At 75.7% G+C, this 15,901-nt stretch carries 17 protein-coding genes; 4 read left to right on the top strand and 13 right to left on the bottom strand.

Annotated elements, in window-relative coordinates; translation table 11 throughout:
• Nucleotides 1-38: 38 nt before the first annotated feature.
• Nucleotides 39-173, top strand: coding sequence for a hypothetical protein (locus tag ACFYOS_RS05610; protein ID WP_387136213.1), 135 nt, complete (start codon nucleotides 39-41; stop codon nucleotides 171-173).
• 344 nt (nucleotides 174-517) lie between these two features.
• Here ACFYOS_RS05610 and ACFYOS_RS05605 read toward each other — a convergent pair whose 3' ends face one another.
• From ACFYOS_RS05605 to ACFYOS_RS05575, 7 genes are all read right to left on the bottom strand, one after another.
• Entirely contained in the window at nucleotides 518-1,210 is a 693-nt protein-coding gene (locus tag ACFYOS_RS05605; RefSeq protein ID WP_387136212.1) for a RibD family protein, read from the bottom strand.
• The gene (gene ribA, locus ACFYOS_RS05600) at nucleotides 1,207-1,860 is read right to left on the bottom strand and encodes a GTP cyclohydrolase II (RefSeq protein WP_387136211.1); all 654 of its coding nucleotides are present in this window, start codon (nucleotides 1,858-1,860) and stop codon (nucleotides 1,207-1,209) included. Before ribA ends, ACFYOS_RS05605 begins: the two co-directional genes overlap by 4 nt.
• A 69-nt stretch (nucleotides 1,861-1,929) precedes the next feature.
• A complete protein-coding gene (locus tag ACFYOS_RS05595) occupies nucleotides 1,930-2,931 on the bottom strand; it encodes a lysylphosphatidylglycerol synthase domain-containing protein (RefSeq protein ID WP_387136356.1) in 1,002 nt (333 codons plus the stop codon).
• 65 nt (nucleotides 2,932-2,996) lie between these two features.
• Nucleotides 2,997-3,806 (bottom strand): SAM-dependent methyltransferase, encoded by an 810-nt coding sequence (locus ACFYOS_RS05590; RefSeq protein ID WP_387136210.1) that lies wholly within the window; start codon nucleotides 3,804-3,806, stop codon nucleotides 2,997-2,999.
• Nucleotides 3,803-4,840 (bottom strand): glycosyltransferase family 4 protein, encoded by a 1,038-nt coding sequence (locus ACFYOS_RS05585; RefSeq protein ID WP_387136209.1) that lies wholly within the window; start codon nucleotides 4,838-4,840, stop codon nucleotides 3,803-3,805. Before ACFYOS_RS05585 ends, ACFYOS_RS05590 begins: the two co-directional genes overlap by 4 nt.
• 3 nt (nucleotides 4,841-4,843) lie before the next feature.
• Entirely contained in the window at nucleotides 4,844-5,242 is a 399-nt protein-coding gene (locus tag ACFYOS_RS05580) for a 6-pyruvoyl tetrahydropterin synthase family protein (protein ID WP_387136208.1), read from the bottom strand.
• Between the two features lie 3 nt (nucleotides 5,243-5,245).
• Nucleotides 5,246-6,223 carry a zinc-binding alcohol dehydrogenase gene (locus ACFYOS_RS05575; protein ID WP_387136207.1) on the bottom strand — a complete coding sequence of 326 codons (978 nt, stop codon included), beginning with the start codon at nucleotides 6,221-6,223 and terminating at the stop codon, nucleotides 5,246-5,248.
• 91 nt (nucleotides 6,224-6,314) lie between these two features.
• On the opposite strand from ACFYOS_RS05575, the gene ACFYOS_RS05570 reads away from it, so the two are divergent.
• Both ACFYOS_RS05570 and ACFYOS_RS05565 read left to right on the top strand, forming a co-directional pair.
• Nucleotides 6,315-7,244, top strand: a complete 930-nt coding sequence (locus ACFYOS_RS05570) for a CDP-alcohol phosphatidyltransferase family protein (RefSeq protein ID WP_387136206.1) — start codon at nucleotides 6,315-6,317, stop codon at nucleotides 7,242-7,244.
• A 45-nt stretch (nucleotides 7,245-7,289) separates the two neighbouring features.
• Nucleotides 7,290-9,050, top strand: a complete 1,761-nt coding sequence (locus ACFYOS_RS05565) for a sulfatase (RefSeq protein ID WP_387136205.1) — start codon at nucleotides 7,290-7,292, stop codon at nucleotides 9,048-9,050.
• 102 nt (nucleotides 9,051-9,152) lie between these two features.
• Here the strand turns inward: ACFYOS_RS05565 and ACFYOS_RS05560 are convergent, their stop codons facing one another.
• From ACFYOS_RS05560 to ACFYOS_RS05535, 6 genes are all read right to left on the bottom strand, one after another.
• On the bottom strand, nucleotides 9,153-9,428 hold the full coding sequence (locus ACFYOS_RS05560; RefSeq protein ID WP_387136204.1) for a hypothetical protein: 276 nt from the start codon (nucleotides 9,426-9,428) through the stop codon (nucleotides 9,153-9,155).
• Between the two features lie 96 nt (nucleotides 9,429-9,524).
• Nucleotides 9,525-10,586 carry an ABC transporter ATP-binding protein gene (locus ACFYOS_RS05555; RefSeq protein WP_387136203.1) on the bottom strand — a complete coding sequence of 354 codons (1,062 nt, stop codon included), beginning with the start codon at nucleotides 10,584-10,586 and terminating at the stop codon, nucleotides 9,525-9,527.
• Nucleotides 10,583-11,377, bottom strand: coding sequence for an ABC transporter permease (locus ACFYOS_RS05550; protein ID WP_387136202.1), 795 nt, complete (start codon nucleotides 11,375-11,377; stop codon nucleotides 10,583-10,585). The genes ACFYOS_RS05555 and ACFYOS_RS05550 overlap by 4 nt, the downstream gene beginning before the upstream one ends.
• Nucleotides 11,374-12,156, bottom strand: a complete 783-nt coding sequence (gene modA / locus ACFYOS_RS05545) for a molybdate ABC transporter substrate-binding protein (RefSeq protein ID WP_387136201.1) — start codon at nucleotides 12,154-12,156, stop codon at nucleotides 11,374-11,376. Before modA ends, ACFYOS_RS05550 begins: the two co-directional genes overlap by 4 nt.
• Nucleotides 12,153-12,554, bottom strand: coding sequence for a molybdopterin-binding protein (locus ACFYOS_RS05540; protein ID WP_387136200.1), 402 nt, complete (start codon nucleotides 12,552-12,554; stop codon nucleotides 12,153-12,155). The genes modA and ACFYOS_RS05540 overlap by 4 nt, the downstream gene beginning before the upstream one ends.
• A 224-nt stretch (nucleotides 12,555-12,778) precedes the next feature.
• Entirely contained in the window at nucleotides 12,779-14,842 is a 2,064-nt protein-coding gene (locus ACFYOS_RS05535; RefSeq protein ID WP_387136199.1) for a heavy metal translocating P-type ATPase, read from the bottom strand.
• A gap of 164 nt (nucleotides 14,843-15,006) precedes the next feature.
• On the opposite strand from ACFYOS_RS05535, the gene ygiD reads away from it, so the two are divergent.
• A complete protein-coding gene (ygiD, locus tag ACFYOS_RS05530; protein WP_387136198.1) occupies nucleotides 15,007-15,876 on the top strand; it encodes a 4,5-DOPA dioxygenase extradiol in 870 nt (289 codons plus the stop codon).
• Nucleotides 15,877-15,901 lie beyond the last annotated feature (25 nt).

The raw sequence follows: 15,901 nt of genomic DNA, 5'->3' as shown, positions 1-15,901 counted from the left end.
CCCGGCCCCGCTCCCTCGTCCTCCGGTAGCGGGGCCGGGTGGCGCGGTCCGAGCCCGCCCAGAGCCAGAAGATCATCAGGGCCAGCCCGACGGCCCCGGCCACGCTCACCGCCCAGCCGGGGAGCTGGTCCTCGGACGACGGCGGGGGCGCGCAGCCGGCGGGCGGCGTGTAGTCGACCGTCGTCCGCGAATGCAGCGCCGGCGGGCGGCCATCGGGAAAGGCCGCCCGCTCGATACCGCAGATGACCGGCAGGTCGTCGGCCTGGTCCACCCGCAGCAGTACGGAGACCGCCCGGCCGGTCTCGTCCCGCCGCACGTCGAGCACCTCCGCCGGAACGAGCACGCCGGCCGGTGGAGGTGGTGGCTTCGGGTCGGAGAAGATCCCGATGACCACCATCATCGCGCACGGCAGTAGGCAGGCGAGGGGGACGTTGGGATAGGTCGGCATCCTCCCGTTCGACATGCGGCCGACCGTAGCCTGGCTGATCAAAGTCGGTCGGGCAGTCGGCCGCCCGCGTCAGGCGGAGTCGCAGCGGTCGGAGAGGGCGTACCGGGTGAGCACCACGTCGCCGAGCTGGCGTACCTCGACGACCCGGGCGCGCCGGCCCGGGTGCCACGGGAAGCTGCCGTCCCCGACGAAGCGGGGCGCCCGGCCGTCCCCCACGAAGAACGGCGCGACCACCAGGTGCAGCTCGTCGGCGACGCCCGCGGTGAGGAACTGGCAGTGCAGGCTGCCGCCGCCCTCCACCATCAGCCGGCGTACGCCCCGGTCGGCCAGGTCGGTGAGCATCGCCGCCGGGGTCACCGGGTCGCCCCCGTCGACCACGGTGGCCACCTCGCCCACCTGCTCCCGGGTCTTCTCCACGGCGCCGCTCGGGCAGTAGACCAGCTTCGTCCCGTCCCCGAAGGTGAAGAAGCGGGCGGCCGGGTCGAGGTCGCCGCTGCCGGTGACGGTGACCTTCACCGGCGACGGCGGCACGCCGCGGGACACCCGGTCGGCGCGGCGCTGCTCGGAGCGCACCAGCAGCCGCGGGTCGTCCCGCCGCACCGTGGCGGCGCCGACCAGGATCGCGTCGCAGCCGGCCCGGACCTCGTCGACCCGGTCGAGGTCGGAGTCGTTGCTGAGCAGCAGCCGCTCGGTCGAGGCGTCGTCGATGTAGCCGTCGATCGACATCGCGCAGCTGAGCAGCACGTATGGCCGGGCGGTCATGGCACGAACGGCAGGTCGAGGGCGTGGTCGGCGCGGGTCACCTTGGCCGCGAGGTAGCCGGCGTTCGCCGGGGACAGGTGTACGCCGGTGAGCACCCGGTCGACCACCGTCACGCCCAGCCGGTCGAGCTGGGCCGCCTTGTCCGGGTTGTTGCTGAGCAGGGCCACCCGGGTCACGCCCAGCGCGGTGAGCATCTGCGCGGCGACCGTGTAGTCGCGCTCGTCGGCACCCCGCCCCAGCGCCTCGTTCGCCTCGTAGGTGTCCAGGCCCCCGTCCTGCAGGGCGTACGCGTCGAGCTTGGCGTACAGGCCGATGCCCCGGCCCTCCTGGCGCAGGTAGAGCAGGTATCCCCCGGCCTCGGCGATCCGTTCGACCGCCTCCCGCAGCTGCGGCCCGCAGTCGCAGCGCTGGCTGCCGAAGACGTCCCCGGTGAGGCATTCGCTGTGCGGGCGGACCAGCGGTGGGGGCAGATCCGCCTCCTGCCGGTCCCCGCCGGCCGCCCGGTCACCGAGCCCGAGCGCGAGGTGCTCCCGGCCGTCCGCCAGCCCATGGAAGGAGGAGACCCGGGCGGTCGTGACGTACCCGTCGGGGAACCGCAGCGGGACCGTGACCTGGGTGCGGACCGTCGCCGTGGGCAGCGTTTCGTCCATCGTTTACCTCCGTCCGGGCTGCCGGACGGACCCGGCAACGCACACCTCGCACCTTCACCGTAGGCGGCATCACCGACAGTCGCCGGACTCCCGGGCAGGGCGCCGGCGGGCCAGCAGCACCGCCGCGCCCGGCAGGCTGGCGACCAGGACCAACGCCCCGTACACCGTGCCGGCGGCGACGCCCTGGGCGGCGGTGAGGCCGGCGGCGCCGAACGCCCAGGCGGCCACCCCCTCGCGGGGCCCGAAGCCGCCCACGTTCATCGGCAGCCCCATGGCGAGCAGCGCCAGCAGAGTCAACGGCAGCAGCCGGGACAGCGGCGCGTCCGCTCCCGCGGTGCGCGCCGCGACCACGAAGGTGGCCAGGTGGCCGGCGACCGCCACCGCCGAGGCCATCACCACGCCCAGCCAGGTACGGCGGGCCAGTAGGCCGGCACGGACGTCCGCGACGGCGGTCCGGGCCGCCCGCGCCCATCGGGAGGCGCCGGAGCGGGGCACCGCCCGGGCCAGCAGCACCAGCCCGAGCGCGGCGACGGCCAGCACGGCGACCAGCGCTGGCAGGTACGGCCGGACCGGGGAGGGCAGCGCCGCCAGCAGGGCCACCGCGATGACGAGCTGGACCACCTGACCGGCGGTCCGCTCCCAGACCACGGCTCGGACGCCCCGGGTCACGTCGCCGGCGTCCCGGCCGTGCCGGACCGCCCGGTGCACGTCGCCGAGCACCCCGCCGGGCAGGGTGGAGTTGAGGAAGACCGCCCGGTAGCAGTGGGCAACCGCGGTGGCCAGCGGCAGCCGTACGCCCAGCCCACCGGCGACCAGGGACCAGCGCCAGGCGCAGCAGACGGTGGTGAGCGCGCCGATGCCGAGCGCGGCGGCGAGCGCCGGCGCGTCGATCAGCCGCAGCCCGGCCAGGAACGGGCCGGTACCCACCGACCAGACCAGGAGGGCGAGGACGCCGAGCCCGCCGAGCGTGCGTACCCAGGCCCAGGGCGACCGCGCCGGCGCGCTCGCGGTCGACGCGGCGAGCGCGGCGGGCGCGGCCGGCCCGGCGGGCGTCGGCGTGCTGGCGACGATGGTGCCGGGTGACAAGCGGTCCTCCCTCGGTCCACCCGATGTCACGTCCCACGACGCCGGTCGGTTCACCCGGCCAGCAGGTCGGCGTGGTGCAGCACCACCCGCAGTCGCCCGGCCGCCGCGTCCGCCAGCCGCCGCTCCCGGTACGCGTCGGCGACCCCGGCCAGCTCCGGCCGCTCCTCGACGGCCGCCTCGAGCCAGCCGGCCAGCCAGTCGGCGGTCAGCGCGAACTGCTCGGGACCGAGCCGCCACGGGGTGGACCGGACCCGCACGTCGACTCCCCGGCGGCGGAACGCCGCCCGGGTGGCGTCCACGGCGTCCGGGCCGAGCAGGGTGCGGCCGTCGACGGTGCGGCGCTGGTGGGCGTTGAACGCGGCGGCGAACTCGGCGTCGAGCGGGTCTGCTGGGGTGAACTCCACCCGGCCGACCACGGAGATCGCGAAGAGGGTGGGGTGGCCGGCGCAGGCGGCCACCACCCGCTCGACCTCGTCGGCGGTGAGCATGTCCAGCAGCGCCGACGCGGTGACGAGGTGCGCGTCGGCCAGATCGGCGTCAGCCAACCGGGTGATGTCGGAGTCGCGGGTCTCCACGGCGACCGGGCTGCCGTCGGCGGCGACCAGCGGCTCGGCGGCGGCGAGCGCCCGCAGGTCGGCGTCCCGCTCGTGCAGCACCCAGCGCTGCGGTCCGGGCAGCCGGGGCGCCAGCCAGCGGGCCATCGACCCGGTGCCGCTGCCCAGGTCGTGCACCACGACCGGCCGGTCGACGGCGAGCCGACGCCGGACCATGTCGACCAGGTCGGCTGACCGGGCCGCCGCGTCGACGGGCTCCCGCAACCGCAGCCAGTCGGCGAATTGAGGGGGTAGTTGGGTGGTCATGCCGCGGTCGCCTCCTTCAGGGCAGCCGCCAGCCGGTCCGCGGTGACCGTCCAGCCGGTGAGGGTGTCCCGCCGCCGCCGGGCGGCGCGGCGCAGCCGGGTCCGCAGCTCCGGCCCGGTGAGCCAGGTACGCAGCGCGCCGGCCAGGGCCGCCGGGTCCCCGGGCGGCACGAGCAGGCCGGGTCGGGCTCCGTCCGGGGCGTGCCCGAGCGACTCGGGCAGCCCACCGGTGTCGCTGCCCAGCACCGGCAGGCCCCGCGCCAGGGCCTCGGTCACCACCATCCCGTAGGTCTCCCGCCGGGAGGGCAGCACCAGCAGGTCGGCGGCGGCGTACGCAGCGTCCAGCGCCGCCCCGGTGCACGGGCCGGGCAGGCGTACCCGGTCGGTCAGGCCGGCGTCGGCGAGCTGCCGGCGGAGCCGGTCGACGAAGCCCGGGTCACGGGTGAGCGCGCCGACGCAGTCGCAGGTCCATGGCAGGTCGGCGACCTCGGCCAGGGCGGCGGCGAGCACGTCGTGGCCCTTGAGCGGGGTGACCGCCGCAACGCAGAGCAGCCGGGTGCCGTCGGGCGAGCCGGCCGCGAGCGGCGCCGGGTCCGCGCCGGGCGCGGCGACCGACACCCGGTCGGGGGTGAGCGGGTAGCGGTCGAGCAGCCGGCGTCGGGTCCACTCGCTGGTGGTGACCACGGCGGTGGCCGTGACCAGGGCGCGGGCCTCGACCTCGTCGTCCAGCGGCAGGTGCACGAGCACGACCAGCCGCAGCCGGCGGGCGTGCGGGGTCAGCACCTCCGGCACGGTGGACGCGACCAGGCCGTCGAGCAGCACGAGGGCGTGGTCGGGCAGCGCGGCGAGCACCTCGGCCAGCGCGGCCCGCTCCCCCGCCCCCGGGTGCGGCCAGCCGCCGGGCACCGGATGCTCCCGCACCGTCCAGCCGAGCGCGGCCAGGCCCCGGCAGGCCCGGCGGTCGTACCCGTTGCCACCGCTGGGGCTGGCCGGGTCGTCGATGTCACCCGGCAGCACCACGTGGACGACGGCCATCCGCTACAGGGACCGCTCGTAGCTGGCCCAGGCGACGTGCGACTCGTGCAGGGTGACGGTGATCCCGGCGAGGCCGCGCGCCCCCGCGCCGAGCCGCCCGGCGTGCACCGCCTCGGCGAGCCGGTCGGCGACCGTGCGGGCCAGCACCTCGGTGGTGGTGTTCACCCCGGCGAAGGCCGGCTCGTCGTCCAGGTTGCGGTAGGTCAGCTCGCCGAGCAGGGCCTTGAGCTGCTCGGTGGCCAGGCCGATGTCGACCACGATCCCGTCGGCGTCCAACTCCTGGCGGCGGAAGGTGGCGTCGACGACGAAGGTGGCGCCGTGCAGCCGCTGGGCGGGGCCGAACACCTCACCGCGGAAACTGTGGGCGACCATCATGTGGTCCCGGACGGTCACGCTGAACACGGATCACTCCTCGCCGTAGCTGATGAGGTGGCAGAGCGCGGGCAGCCGGCCCGAGGCGAGCCGGTCGAGCACGTCGGGCAGGTCGGCGAAGCGGGACGGGCCGGTGAGCAGCGCGTCGAACGCCGGGTCGGCGAGCAGCTCCAGGGCGAGCGCCAGCCGGTCGGCGTAGCTGCGGTCGGCCCGCCGGGGCGACACCGTGCCGACCTGGCTGCTGCGGATGCCGAGCCGCCGGGAGTGGAAGGCACCGCCGAGGGCGAGCGTGACCGGACGGTCGCCGTACCAGCTCAGCTCCAGCACCGTCCCCTCCGGGCGGAGCAGGTCCAGCCCGCGTTGCAGGCCGTCGGCGGTGGCGCTGGCGTGCACCACCAGATCCCGCTCGCCGGCCGCGTCGGCGGGGAGGGCGAAGTCGACGCCGAGCGCGGCGGCCACCGCGGCCCGCGCCGGGTCCGCGTCGACCAGCTCGACGCGTACGCCGGGGAAGCGGGCCAGCAGGGCGGCGACGCAGCAGCCCACCATGCCGGCACCGATCACGGTCACCCGGTCGCCGACCAGCGGCGCGGCGTCCCAGAGCGCGTTCACCGCGGTCTCCACGGTGCCGGCCAGCACCGCCCGGGCCGCCGGCACGCCGTCGGGCACGACCAGCACGGCGTCGGCCGGGACCACGTACGCGGTCTGGTGCGGGTGCAGGCAGAAGACGGTACGCCCGCGCAGCGCCTCGGGTCCCTGCTCGACCGTGCCGACGCTGAGGTAGCCGTACTTCACCGGGGCCGGGAAGTCGCCCTCCTGGAACGGAGCCCGCATCGTGGCGTACTGGTCGGCCGGGACCCGGCCGGTGAAGACCAGGGTCTCGGTGCCCCGGCTGACGCCGGAGAAGAGGGTCCGGACCAGCACCTCGTCGGGGCCAGGCACGGGCAGGTCGACCGGGCGGAGTTCGCCCTCGCCGGGGGCGCGGAGCCAGAAGGCGCGGGCGTCGCGGGTCACGAATTCACCTCTCTTCCGCATCGGGCCGAACCGAACGGGCACTTTCCCCGTAGTGGGGGGCAGGGTTGTCGATCATAGACACGGAGGCAGGGTGTCCACGGTTCGAACTGGCCCAATGCTCGGGCTGGCCGTCCAGTTCCTCCTGCTGGCCGCGCTCGACGGCACGGTGGGGCTCGGCGTGACGGGCTGGCTCGCCGGCCTGGCGTACGCCGGGGTGCTCTGCGCTCTGCTGTGGCGCGGCCTGCGGGCCGCCGGCACGGAGCGGCTCGGCCCGGCCGACCGGGTGACCCTGGCCCGGGCGCTGCTGGTCGGCGGGGTGCTGGCCCTGGTCGTGGCCGCCGGCGCCGGCCCGGCCCCGGTGGCGCTGCTGGTCCCACTCACCGCGGTGGCGCTGGCGTTGGACGCGGTCGACGGCCGGGTGGCCCGGCGCACCGGCACCACGAGCGCCCTGGGCGCCCGCTTCGACATGGAGGTCGACGCGTTCCTGATCCTGGTGCTCAGCGTCCATCTCGCGCCGTCCGTCGGCGGCTGGGTGCTGGCCATCGGCGGGATGCGGTACGCCTTCGTCGCGGCGAGCTGGGTGCTGCCCTGGATGCGGCACACGCTGCCACCCCGGTACTGGCGCAAGGTCGTCGCGGCGGCGCAGGGCGTGGTGCTGGCGGTCGCGGCGAGCCAGGTGCTGCCTCCGATGGCCACCACCGCGCTGGTCGTGGGCGCGCTGGCCCTGCTGGTCGAGTCGTTCGGGCACGACGTGGCCTGGCTGTGGCGGCACCGTCCGGCCGCGACCGCACCGGCCGCGCGCCCGGTGGCCGCCCCGTCCGTCGGCGCCGCCGCGCCCGCCGGCGCCGCCACCACCCGGCCGGCCGGCGTGCACGCCCGGCTGGCCGGGGACGCCGCACGAGCCGCGGCGCAGCCCACCCGGATCGTCCTCGAACCCACCGTCCGGGCCGCCCGCCCGGCCGGCCCGGTGGCCCGGCCGGTGCCGCTGGCCGCCCGGATCGCCGCCCGCCAACCCGTCTGACGCCGCGCCGCCCGACCTCCTCCCCTCGCAGCCGAAGGACCTGTCTTGTCGCCTTTCGCTCGCCTCCGCCGGCCGGCCGGGGACCTCCCGACCGGCGAACCCACCACCCCCGCCCCGGACGCACCGCCGGAGGCGACGCCGACACCGGACGGGACCGCACCGCCCGACGCGGGGCCGCCGTCGCTGGCCCGCCGGATCGCCGCCGCCACCCTCACCGGGCTCGCCGCGCTGCTGGTGGTGGCGGCGCTGACGGTGCCGGACCAGCTGAGCCGGGTCGGGCCGGCCGCCGTGCTGCGCGTCCCGGTGGAGGCGCTGGTCGCGGTGGCCCTGCTGCTCGTCCTCCCGCCCCGGGTACGCCGGCCCGTCGCCGCGCTGACGGGCCTGCTCCTCGGCCTGCTCACCGTGCTGAAGCTGCTGGACATGGGCTTCTTCGTGGCCCGGGACCGGCCGTTCGACGTGCTACTCGACTGGGGGCTGTTCGACGACGGCTTCGGCTATCTCACCGACTCCATGGGCCGGGCGGCCGCGGTCGCCATGGCGGTCGGGGCCGGGCTGCTCGTCGTCGGCCTGCTCGTCCTGGTCACGCTGGCGGTACTGCGGCTGACCCGGCTGCTCGCCCAACACCGGGCCGCGTGGGCGCGGGTCGTCGCGGCCCTGGCGGTGCTCTGGCTGGGCTGCGCCGTCTTCGGGGTACGGCTCACCGCCGGCGTTCCGGTCGCCGACCGGGAGGCGACCGCCCTGGTCGCGGCGCACGCCGGCCAGATCCGGCACGGACTGCGGGACCGGGTGGCGTTCGCCGGGGAGGCCGCCACCGACGCGTACCGGGACGTCCCGGGCGACCGGCTGCTGACCGGGCTGCGCGGCAAGGACGTGCTGGTCGCGTTCGTGGAGAGCTACGGCCGGGACGCCGTGGAGGACCCGGCGCTCGCGCCGGGCGTGAACGCGGTGCTCGACGACGGCTACCGCCAACTGCGCGCGGGCGGGTACGACGCCCGCAGCGGCTTCCTCACCTCGCCCACGTTCGGCGGTGGGAGCTGGCTGGCCCACGCCACCCTGCTCTCCGGCCTGTGGATCGACAACGACCAGCGCCACCGCGACCTGCTGGCCGGAGACCGACTCACCCTCAACGGCGCGTTCCACCGGGCCGGCTGGCAGACCGTCGGCGTGCTGCCGGCCGCCACCCAGCCCTGGCCGGAGGGGAGGTTCTTCGGCTACGACCGCTACTACGACGCCGAGAAGCTCGCCTACCGCGGTCCCAAGTTCAGCTACGCGCCGATGCCCGACCAGTACACCCTGGCCACCTTCCAGCGCCTGGAACGGGCCCGGCCGCACGCCCCGCTGATGGCGGAGATCCCGCTGGTCTCCAGCCACTCCCCCTGGTCGGCGATCCCGAAGCCGGTGCCGTGGGACGCGGTCGGCGACGGGTCGATCTTCGACGAGGCGTCCGTCCGCACCGGCGGCAGCCGGGACGTGGTCCAGCGCGACACCGCCCAGATCCGGGCCGACTACGCGCACTCCATCCAGTACACGCTCGGCACCCTCGTCTCGTACGTGCTGACGTACGGCGGGGACGACCTGGTGCTGGTCTTCCTCGGCGACCACCAGGCGGCCGCGACGGTCACCGGCGAGGGCGCCAGCCGGGACGTGCCGATCACCGTGGTGGCGAAGGATCCGAAGGTGCTGGACCGGATCGCCGGCTGGGGCTGGCAGGACGGGCTGCGACCCGGGCCGCAGGCCCCGGTGTGGCGGATGGACACCTTCCGGGACCGCTTCCTCACCGCCTTCGGCCCCACCCCCGGCCACTGACCCCATCCTGCTCGCGCCGATCTTGCGGTGCGGTGCCAGCGAAAAGGGCATATCCCCGCGAACCGGCAACCAGAGCCGCGAGATCCGCGAGGAGAGGGATGGTCAGGCCGCTTCGCGGTGCCGGTCGCGGGCGGGCGTGTCGCGGGTCGGCCGGGTGGTTGGCGTGCCGCCCCGGGCGAGGTGCATCGCCCGGCGGGCGTCGACCAGCGTGTCGCAGGGCGCGGCCTGGCCGCCGCAGAGCAGGCTGGGACAGCGGCCCGACTCGTCCGGCTGGTGCGCGGTGGCGACGTCGTACGCCGCCCGCCACAGCAGCGGGTCGGTCACGTCGTCCGGCAGCACGGCATCCTGGCTGGACCGGTTGTGTGTCGTGTCGGGCACCCGAACCCCTCTCCTCGTCGCTCCCGGTTCACTGACCGGGCAGAACCCCAGCTCAAACCTCCCTCAGGCGAGGGTGCAGCGTCCACGAGGCGTCCGTCACGCCGGGTAGGCCCGGGTCTCCGCCGCCTTCACCGCGGCCCAGACCGGCTGGCCGGGCCGCAGCCGCAGGTGGGCGGCCGCGGCGGGGGTGACGTCGGCGGCCACGGCGACCGGGCCGTCGAGCTGGACGCGCAGGTTGTCGCCGTGCCGCTGCACCCCGGTCACGGTGGCCGGCCAGACGTTGCGCGGGCTGCCGTCGGGGCGGGTCGGGTGCAGCGCGACGGCGGCGGGCGGGAAGGCGACGAAGGCGTCCCCGTGCACGGTGTCCGCCGCGGTGAGGGTGAGTCCACCGACGGTGACCTGGTGCCCGGCGGCGCGGCCGCGGTGCAGGTTGAGGCCGACCAGCCGGGCCACGTAGTCGGTGCGGGGCCGGGCGGTGACGGTGGCCGCGTCGCCCTCCTGGACCACCCGCCCGTGCTCGACGATGACCAGCCGGTCGGCGAGCACCAGGGCGTCGAGCGGGTCGTGGGTGACCAGCAGGGCGGCGCCGGCGTGGTCGCCGAGGTGCCGCTGGAGTTCGGCGCGGGTGTCCAGCCGGGTCCGCGCGTCGAGGGCGGCGAGCGGCTCGTCGAGCAGCAGCAGGGTCGGCTCGACGGCGAGGGCCCGGGCCAGGGCGACCCGCTGGGCCTGGCCGCCGGAGAGCTGCCGCGGCTTGTGCCGGGCCTGCCCGCCCAGGCCCACCCGGTCGAGCCAGGCCTGGGCCCGGGCCCGCGCGGCCCGCCGGTCGGCGCCGTGCCGGCGCGGCCCGAAGGCGACGTTGTCCAGCGCGCTGAGGTGCGGGAAGAGCAGATAGTCCTGGAAGACCACGCCCACCGGCCGCCGCTCGGGCGGAATCCAGACCCGCTGGTCGGGGCGGTCCAGGTCGACGCCGCCCAGGCTGAGGTGGCCGGCCGTGAGCGGGTGCAGCCCGGCGAGCGTCCGCAGGGCGGTGGTCTTGCCGGCGCCGTTCGGGCCCAGCAGCGCGACCACCTGCCCGGCGGCGATCCGCAGCCGGACGTCGAGGTGGAAGGCGTCCCGGTCGGCGACCAGGTGCGCGTCGAGCAGGGGTGCGGCGGTCACGGCGTACCGACCCAGCGGTCGCGCAGCCCGGCGAGGATGCCGACCGAGACGGTGAGCAGGATGAGGCTGAGCACGATCGCGGCCTGAAGGTCGGTCTCCAGGGCCAGGTAGACGGCGAGCGGCATGGTCTGCGTGCGGCCGGGATAGTTGCCGGCGAAGGTGATGGTCGCGCCGAACTCGCCGAGCGCGCGGGCCCAGCAGAGCACCGCGCCGGCCGCCACGCCCGGGGCGACCAGCGGTAGCGTGACGTGGGTGAAGCTGGTCCAGCGTCCGGCCCCTAGGGTGGCCGCGGCCTCCTCGTACCGGCGGTCGGCCCCACGCAGCGCACCCTCGACGGCGATGACCAGGAACGGCATGGCGACGAACGCCTCGGCGAGCACCACCCCGGCGGTGGTGAACGGCAGGCTCACCCCGAAGGTGCTGTCCAGCCAGGACCCGAGCAGGCCGCGCCGGCCGAAGACCAGCAGCAGCGCCACCCCGCCGACCACCGGGGGCAGCACCAGCGGCACGGTGACCAGGGCCCGGACCAGCCGCCGGCCGGGGAACTCGACCCGGGCGAGCAGCCACGCCAGGGGTACGCCGAGGGCGACGCAGAGCACGGTGGCCAGGGTGGCCGTCTCCAGCGAGAGCCGCAGCGCGGTGAGCACGCCCGGCTCGGCCAGCCGCCGGGGCAGGCTGGTCCACGGCGCCCGGACCAGGAGCCCGAGCAGCGGCAGGACGAGGACCAGCAGCCCGAGGCCGGCGGGGAGCAGCAGGGCGAGCGGCACCCGCTGCCGGGGGCGCGCGATCACTGGGTCGGCGGCGCCTGGAAGCCCGCGGCGGTGAGCACCGCGCGGCCGGCGTCGGAGCGCACGTAGTCGACAAAGGCCCGGGCGCCGTCCGGGTTGCCGGCGTGCTTCAGCACGACGATCGGGTAGTCGTTGACCGCGCGGGCCGACTCGGGGAACTCGACGCCGTCCAGGTCGGCGGCGGCCGACCGGGCGTCGGTGCGGTAGACCAGCGCGGCGTCGACCTCGCCGAGCTTCACCTTGGCCAGCGCGCCCTTGACGTCCTGCTCCAGGGTGGCCGGGGTGAGCTGGACGCCGGCCGCGCCGAGGGCGGTGCGCGCCGCCGCGCCGCACGGCACCTGCTCGGCGCAGAGCGCCACCTTCACCCCCGGCCGGGCCAGGTCGGCCAGGCCGGTGACCTTGCCCGGGTTGCCCTTGGGCACGGCGATGACGAGCTGGTTGCGCACCAGGGTGACCGGGTTGCCGGCGGCGTCGCCGGCGTCGGTGACCGTCTTCATGGTGGCCGGTGAGGCGGCGGCGAAGACGTCGGCCGGGGCGCCCTGGGTGACCTGGGTGGCGAGCGCGGAGCTGCCGGCGAAGTTGAACGTGACGCTCGTGCCGGGATGCGTGGCCTCGAAGTCCTTGCCAAGCTTCGTGAAGGACTCGGTGAGCGAGGCGGCGGCGAAGACGGTCACCCGCCCGCCGCCGTCCGTCGCGGCCGGCTCGTCGCCGCCGCAGCCGGTCAGGCCCAGGGTCAGTGCGGCCACCCCGGCGAGGGCGGCGCGGATCCACCGTACGGTCACGGGCTGGTCCTTCCCTTCGGGGCGGGGGCGCGTTCCACCACGACGGTGGTCGACTTGATCACGGCGACGGCCACCGAGCCGACCTGGAGGTCGAGGTCGTCGACCGCCTCGCGGCTCATCAGCGACACGATCCGGAACGGTCCGGCCTGGATGTCGACCTGGGCCATCACGGTGTCCTTGACGACGGCGGTGACGATGCCGCGCAGCCGGTTGCGGGCGGACGACAGCTCCGGGTGGCCGGGGGCGCGGACGAACGCGGCCAGGTCGGTCCCGTCGATGACCCGGTGGCCGTGCTCGTCGCGACCGGCCGGAAGCCGCCCGGCGTCGATCCAGCGACGCACCGTGTCCGCGCTGACCCCGAGCAGCTCGGCGGCCTCGCCGATCCGGAACACCGTCACCCGGTCACCCTAGCGGGCCGCAGTTGCGATGCGGAAGACAGTTTCACGCTGGTAGTCGCGAGCCCGACAGCCCGAGACGTGTCGCAGTTGCGGTCTGCGGCCGAAGGCCCGACGACCGGCTTGCTCGACGAGGCGCTCTTCCACGCCAGACCACACCGACCGCAACCTGCCCGACCACGCCAGCGGCGACCTGGGGGCGCACGCCCCGAGCCGCTGAGCCACCGTCACCCCTGCTCCGGGGTGAGACGGACCCGGCGGAGCAGCTGCGCGTTGAGCGCCACCACGATGGTGGAGGCGGACATCAGCACCGCGGCGATCGCCGGGCTCAGCGCGACGCCGGCCCAGGCCAGCACCCCGGCGGCGAGCGGGATCGCCACCACGTTGTAGCCGGCAGCCCAGGCCAGGTTCTGCCGCATCTTCCGGTACGACGCCCGGGACAGCCGGATGACGCCGGTGACGCCGCGCGGGTCGTCGCTGGCCAACACCACCCCGGCGGACTCGATGGCCACGTCGGTGCCGGCCCCGATCGCGATGCCCACATCGGCGCGGGCCAGGGCCGGGGCGTCGTTCACCCCGTCGCCGACCATCGCCACGGTCAGCCCCCGGGACTGCAGATCAGTCACCGCCTTGTCCTTGTCGGCGGGGAGCACCTCGGCGAAGACCTCGTCGAGGCCCGGGCGGAAGCCCAGGTCGGCGGCGACCGCCTCGGCCACCGGCCGGGCGTCCCCCGTGATCATCACGATCTTCTTCACGCCCTGCTCGCGCAGCTGGGCGATCGCCTCGCGGGCCTCCGGCCGGACCTCGTCCTCGAGAGCGAACGCGGCGACCACCTGCGCGTCGCCGCCCTCCGGCGACCGGACGAGGTGCAGCACCGCGGCGCCCCGCCGGGCCCAGCCCTCCGTCGCCCGGGTCAGCTCGTCGGGGACGTCGGCGCCCAGTTCGCGCAGCAGGGCCGGGCCGCCGACCGCCCAGTCCGTCCCGTCGACCACCGCGCGTACGCCCCGGCCCGGCAGCGACCGGAAGTCCCGCGCCTCGGCCCGCAGGCCACGGTCCCGGGCGGCGGCGACCAGAGCCCGGGCGAGCGGGTGCTCGCTGTCGGCCTCGACCGCGCCGGCGACGCGCAGCGCGTCGTCCTCGTCCAGGCCGCCGGCCGCGGCCACGCCGGCGAGGGTGTGCTTTCCCTTGGTCAGGGTGCCGGTCTTGTCGAGCAGGACCGCGTCGATGGTGCGCATCCGCTCCAGGGCGAGGCGGTCCTTCACCAGGATGCCGGCGCGCGCCGAGAGCGCGGTGGAGAGCGCCACCACCAGCGGGATGGCCAGCCCGAGGGCGTGCGGGCAGGCGATCACCAGGACCGTCACGGTACGGATCACGGCCTGGCCGGTGTTGCCGAGGACGAGCCAGGCGACGAAGGTGGCCAGCCCGGCGACGGTCGCGATGTAGAACAGCAGGGCGGCGAACCGGTCGGCGAGCACCTGGGCGCGCCCGCCCGAAGCCTGCGCCTGGGCGACGAGCCGGCCGATGCCGGCCAGCGCGGTGTCCTCGCCGACGGCGTCGACGCGTACCCGCAGGGCGGAGTCGGTGGCCACGGTGCCGGCAACCACCCGGTCCCCGACGGAGCGCGGCACCGGCCGGGACTCCCCCGTGATCATCGACTCGTCCAGCTCGGCGGCGCCCTCCTCGATCCGCCCGTCGGCGGGCACCCGGCCGCCGGAGCGGACCAGCACCAGGTCGCCGACGCGCAGGTCACCGATCGACGCCCGGTGCGGCTGTCCCGCCTCGTCGAGGCGTTCGGCGTCGTCGGGGAGCAGGGCGGCCAGGGCGGCGAGCGCCCCCTGCGCCTGCCCGATCGCCTTCATCTCCTGCCAGTGCCCGAGCAGCATGATGGTGACCAGCGCGGCCAACTCCCACCAGAAGTCCAGGTCGAACAGGCCCAGGCTGGTCGCGACGGAGGCGGCGTACGCGACGGTGATCGCCATCGAGATCAGCAGCATCATGCCGGGCGCCCGGTCCCGCAGCTCACGGACGCCGCCGACCAGGAACGGCCAACCGCCGTACCAGAACACGACCGAGCCCAGGACGGGGCCGACCAACTTGATGCCCGGGAAGTCGAGCGAGTAGCCGAACCAGTCCATCACCATGTGGCTGGTCGCCACGATCGGCACGGTCAGCGCCAGGCTGAGCCAGAACTTCCGCCGGAACTGTTCCGGGTCGTGCCCGGCGTGCTTGTCGTGTCCCCCGCCGGGTCCGGGGTGCCCGCCGTGATGCCCGGCCGCGTGTTGGTGCTCCATCGAACTCCACCTCCACGATCACCCTATACCCGTAGGGGGTATGGGCACCAGACCTGCCGGCGCAAACCGGCTTCCCCCACGCGTACCACGCCGCGCGGCGGTCGTCCGGACATCGGCCGGTCCCCGGGGTTAGCCTCGGGACACGGCCGGCGACGGGGAGCGGGATGAGCGAGCAGACGACCCAGACGGTGATACCGGCGGCGTTCTTCGGCCACGGCAACCCGATGAACGCCCTGGAGGTCAACCGCTACACCGCCGCCTGGCGGCAGTTCGGGCAGGCGGTGCCGCGCCCCCGGGCGATCCTGGTGGTCTCCGCGCACTGGTACATCGGCGCCACCGCCGTCACCGCCATGCCCCGGCCGCCCACCATCCACGACTTCTACGGCTTCCCGCAGCAACTGTTCGACGTGCAGTACCCCGCGCCCGGCCTGCCCGAGCTGGCCGAGGAGATCAGCGACGTGGTGCACCCCACCTGGGTCGGCGCCGACCTGGACTCCTGGGGCATCGACCACGGCACCTGGTCGGTGCTGACCCACGCCTTCCCCGACGCGGACATCCCGGTGGTGCAGCTGAGCATCAACGCGTTCAAGCCGCTGGACTACCACCTCGACCTCGGCGCCCGGCTCGCGCCGCTGCGCGAGCGCGGCGTCCTCGTGGTGACCAGCGGCAACGTGGTGCACAACCTGGGTGGCGTGGACCCGCGCCTGACCGACGAGGGCTTCGACTGGGCCAGGCGGTTCGACGACGCGGCCCGGGAGATCATCGTGGACACCCCGACCGAGGCGGCCCGGCTCGACGCACACCGCGACTACGACCTGGCCGTACCGACCCCGGACCACTTCATCCCGCTGCTCTACCTGGCCGGGCTGGCCGCCAGCGACGGCGGCCGGCCCGAGGTGCTGGTCGACGGGTACGCGTACGGGTCCCTGTCGATGACCGCGTACACCCTCGGGCTGAGCTGCCCCGGCGCGGAGCCCGCGACCGGGGCGCCCTCGCTGCCCACCGACGTGCCGCCGGACTCGGCCAACATCTGACCGCGCACGGCGGGTGCGGCTGATC

Origin of the sequence: Micromonospora sp. NPDC005806 (genome assembly GCF_042871425.1) — a bacterium.
In the GTDB taxonomy this organism is placed as follows: domain Bacteria; phylum Actinomycetota; class Actinomycetes; order Mycobacteriales; family Micromonosporaceae; genus Micromonospora.
The sequence above is the reverse complement of the archived record's forward strand: the minus strand, read 5'-3'. Positions and strand labels throughout refer to the sequence as shown.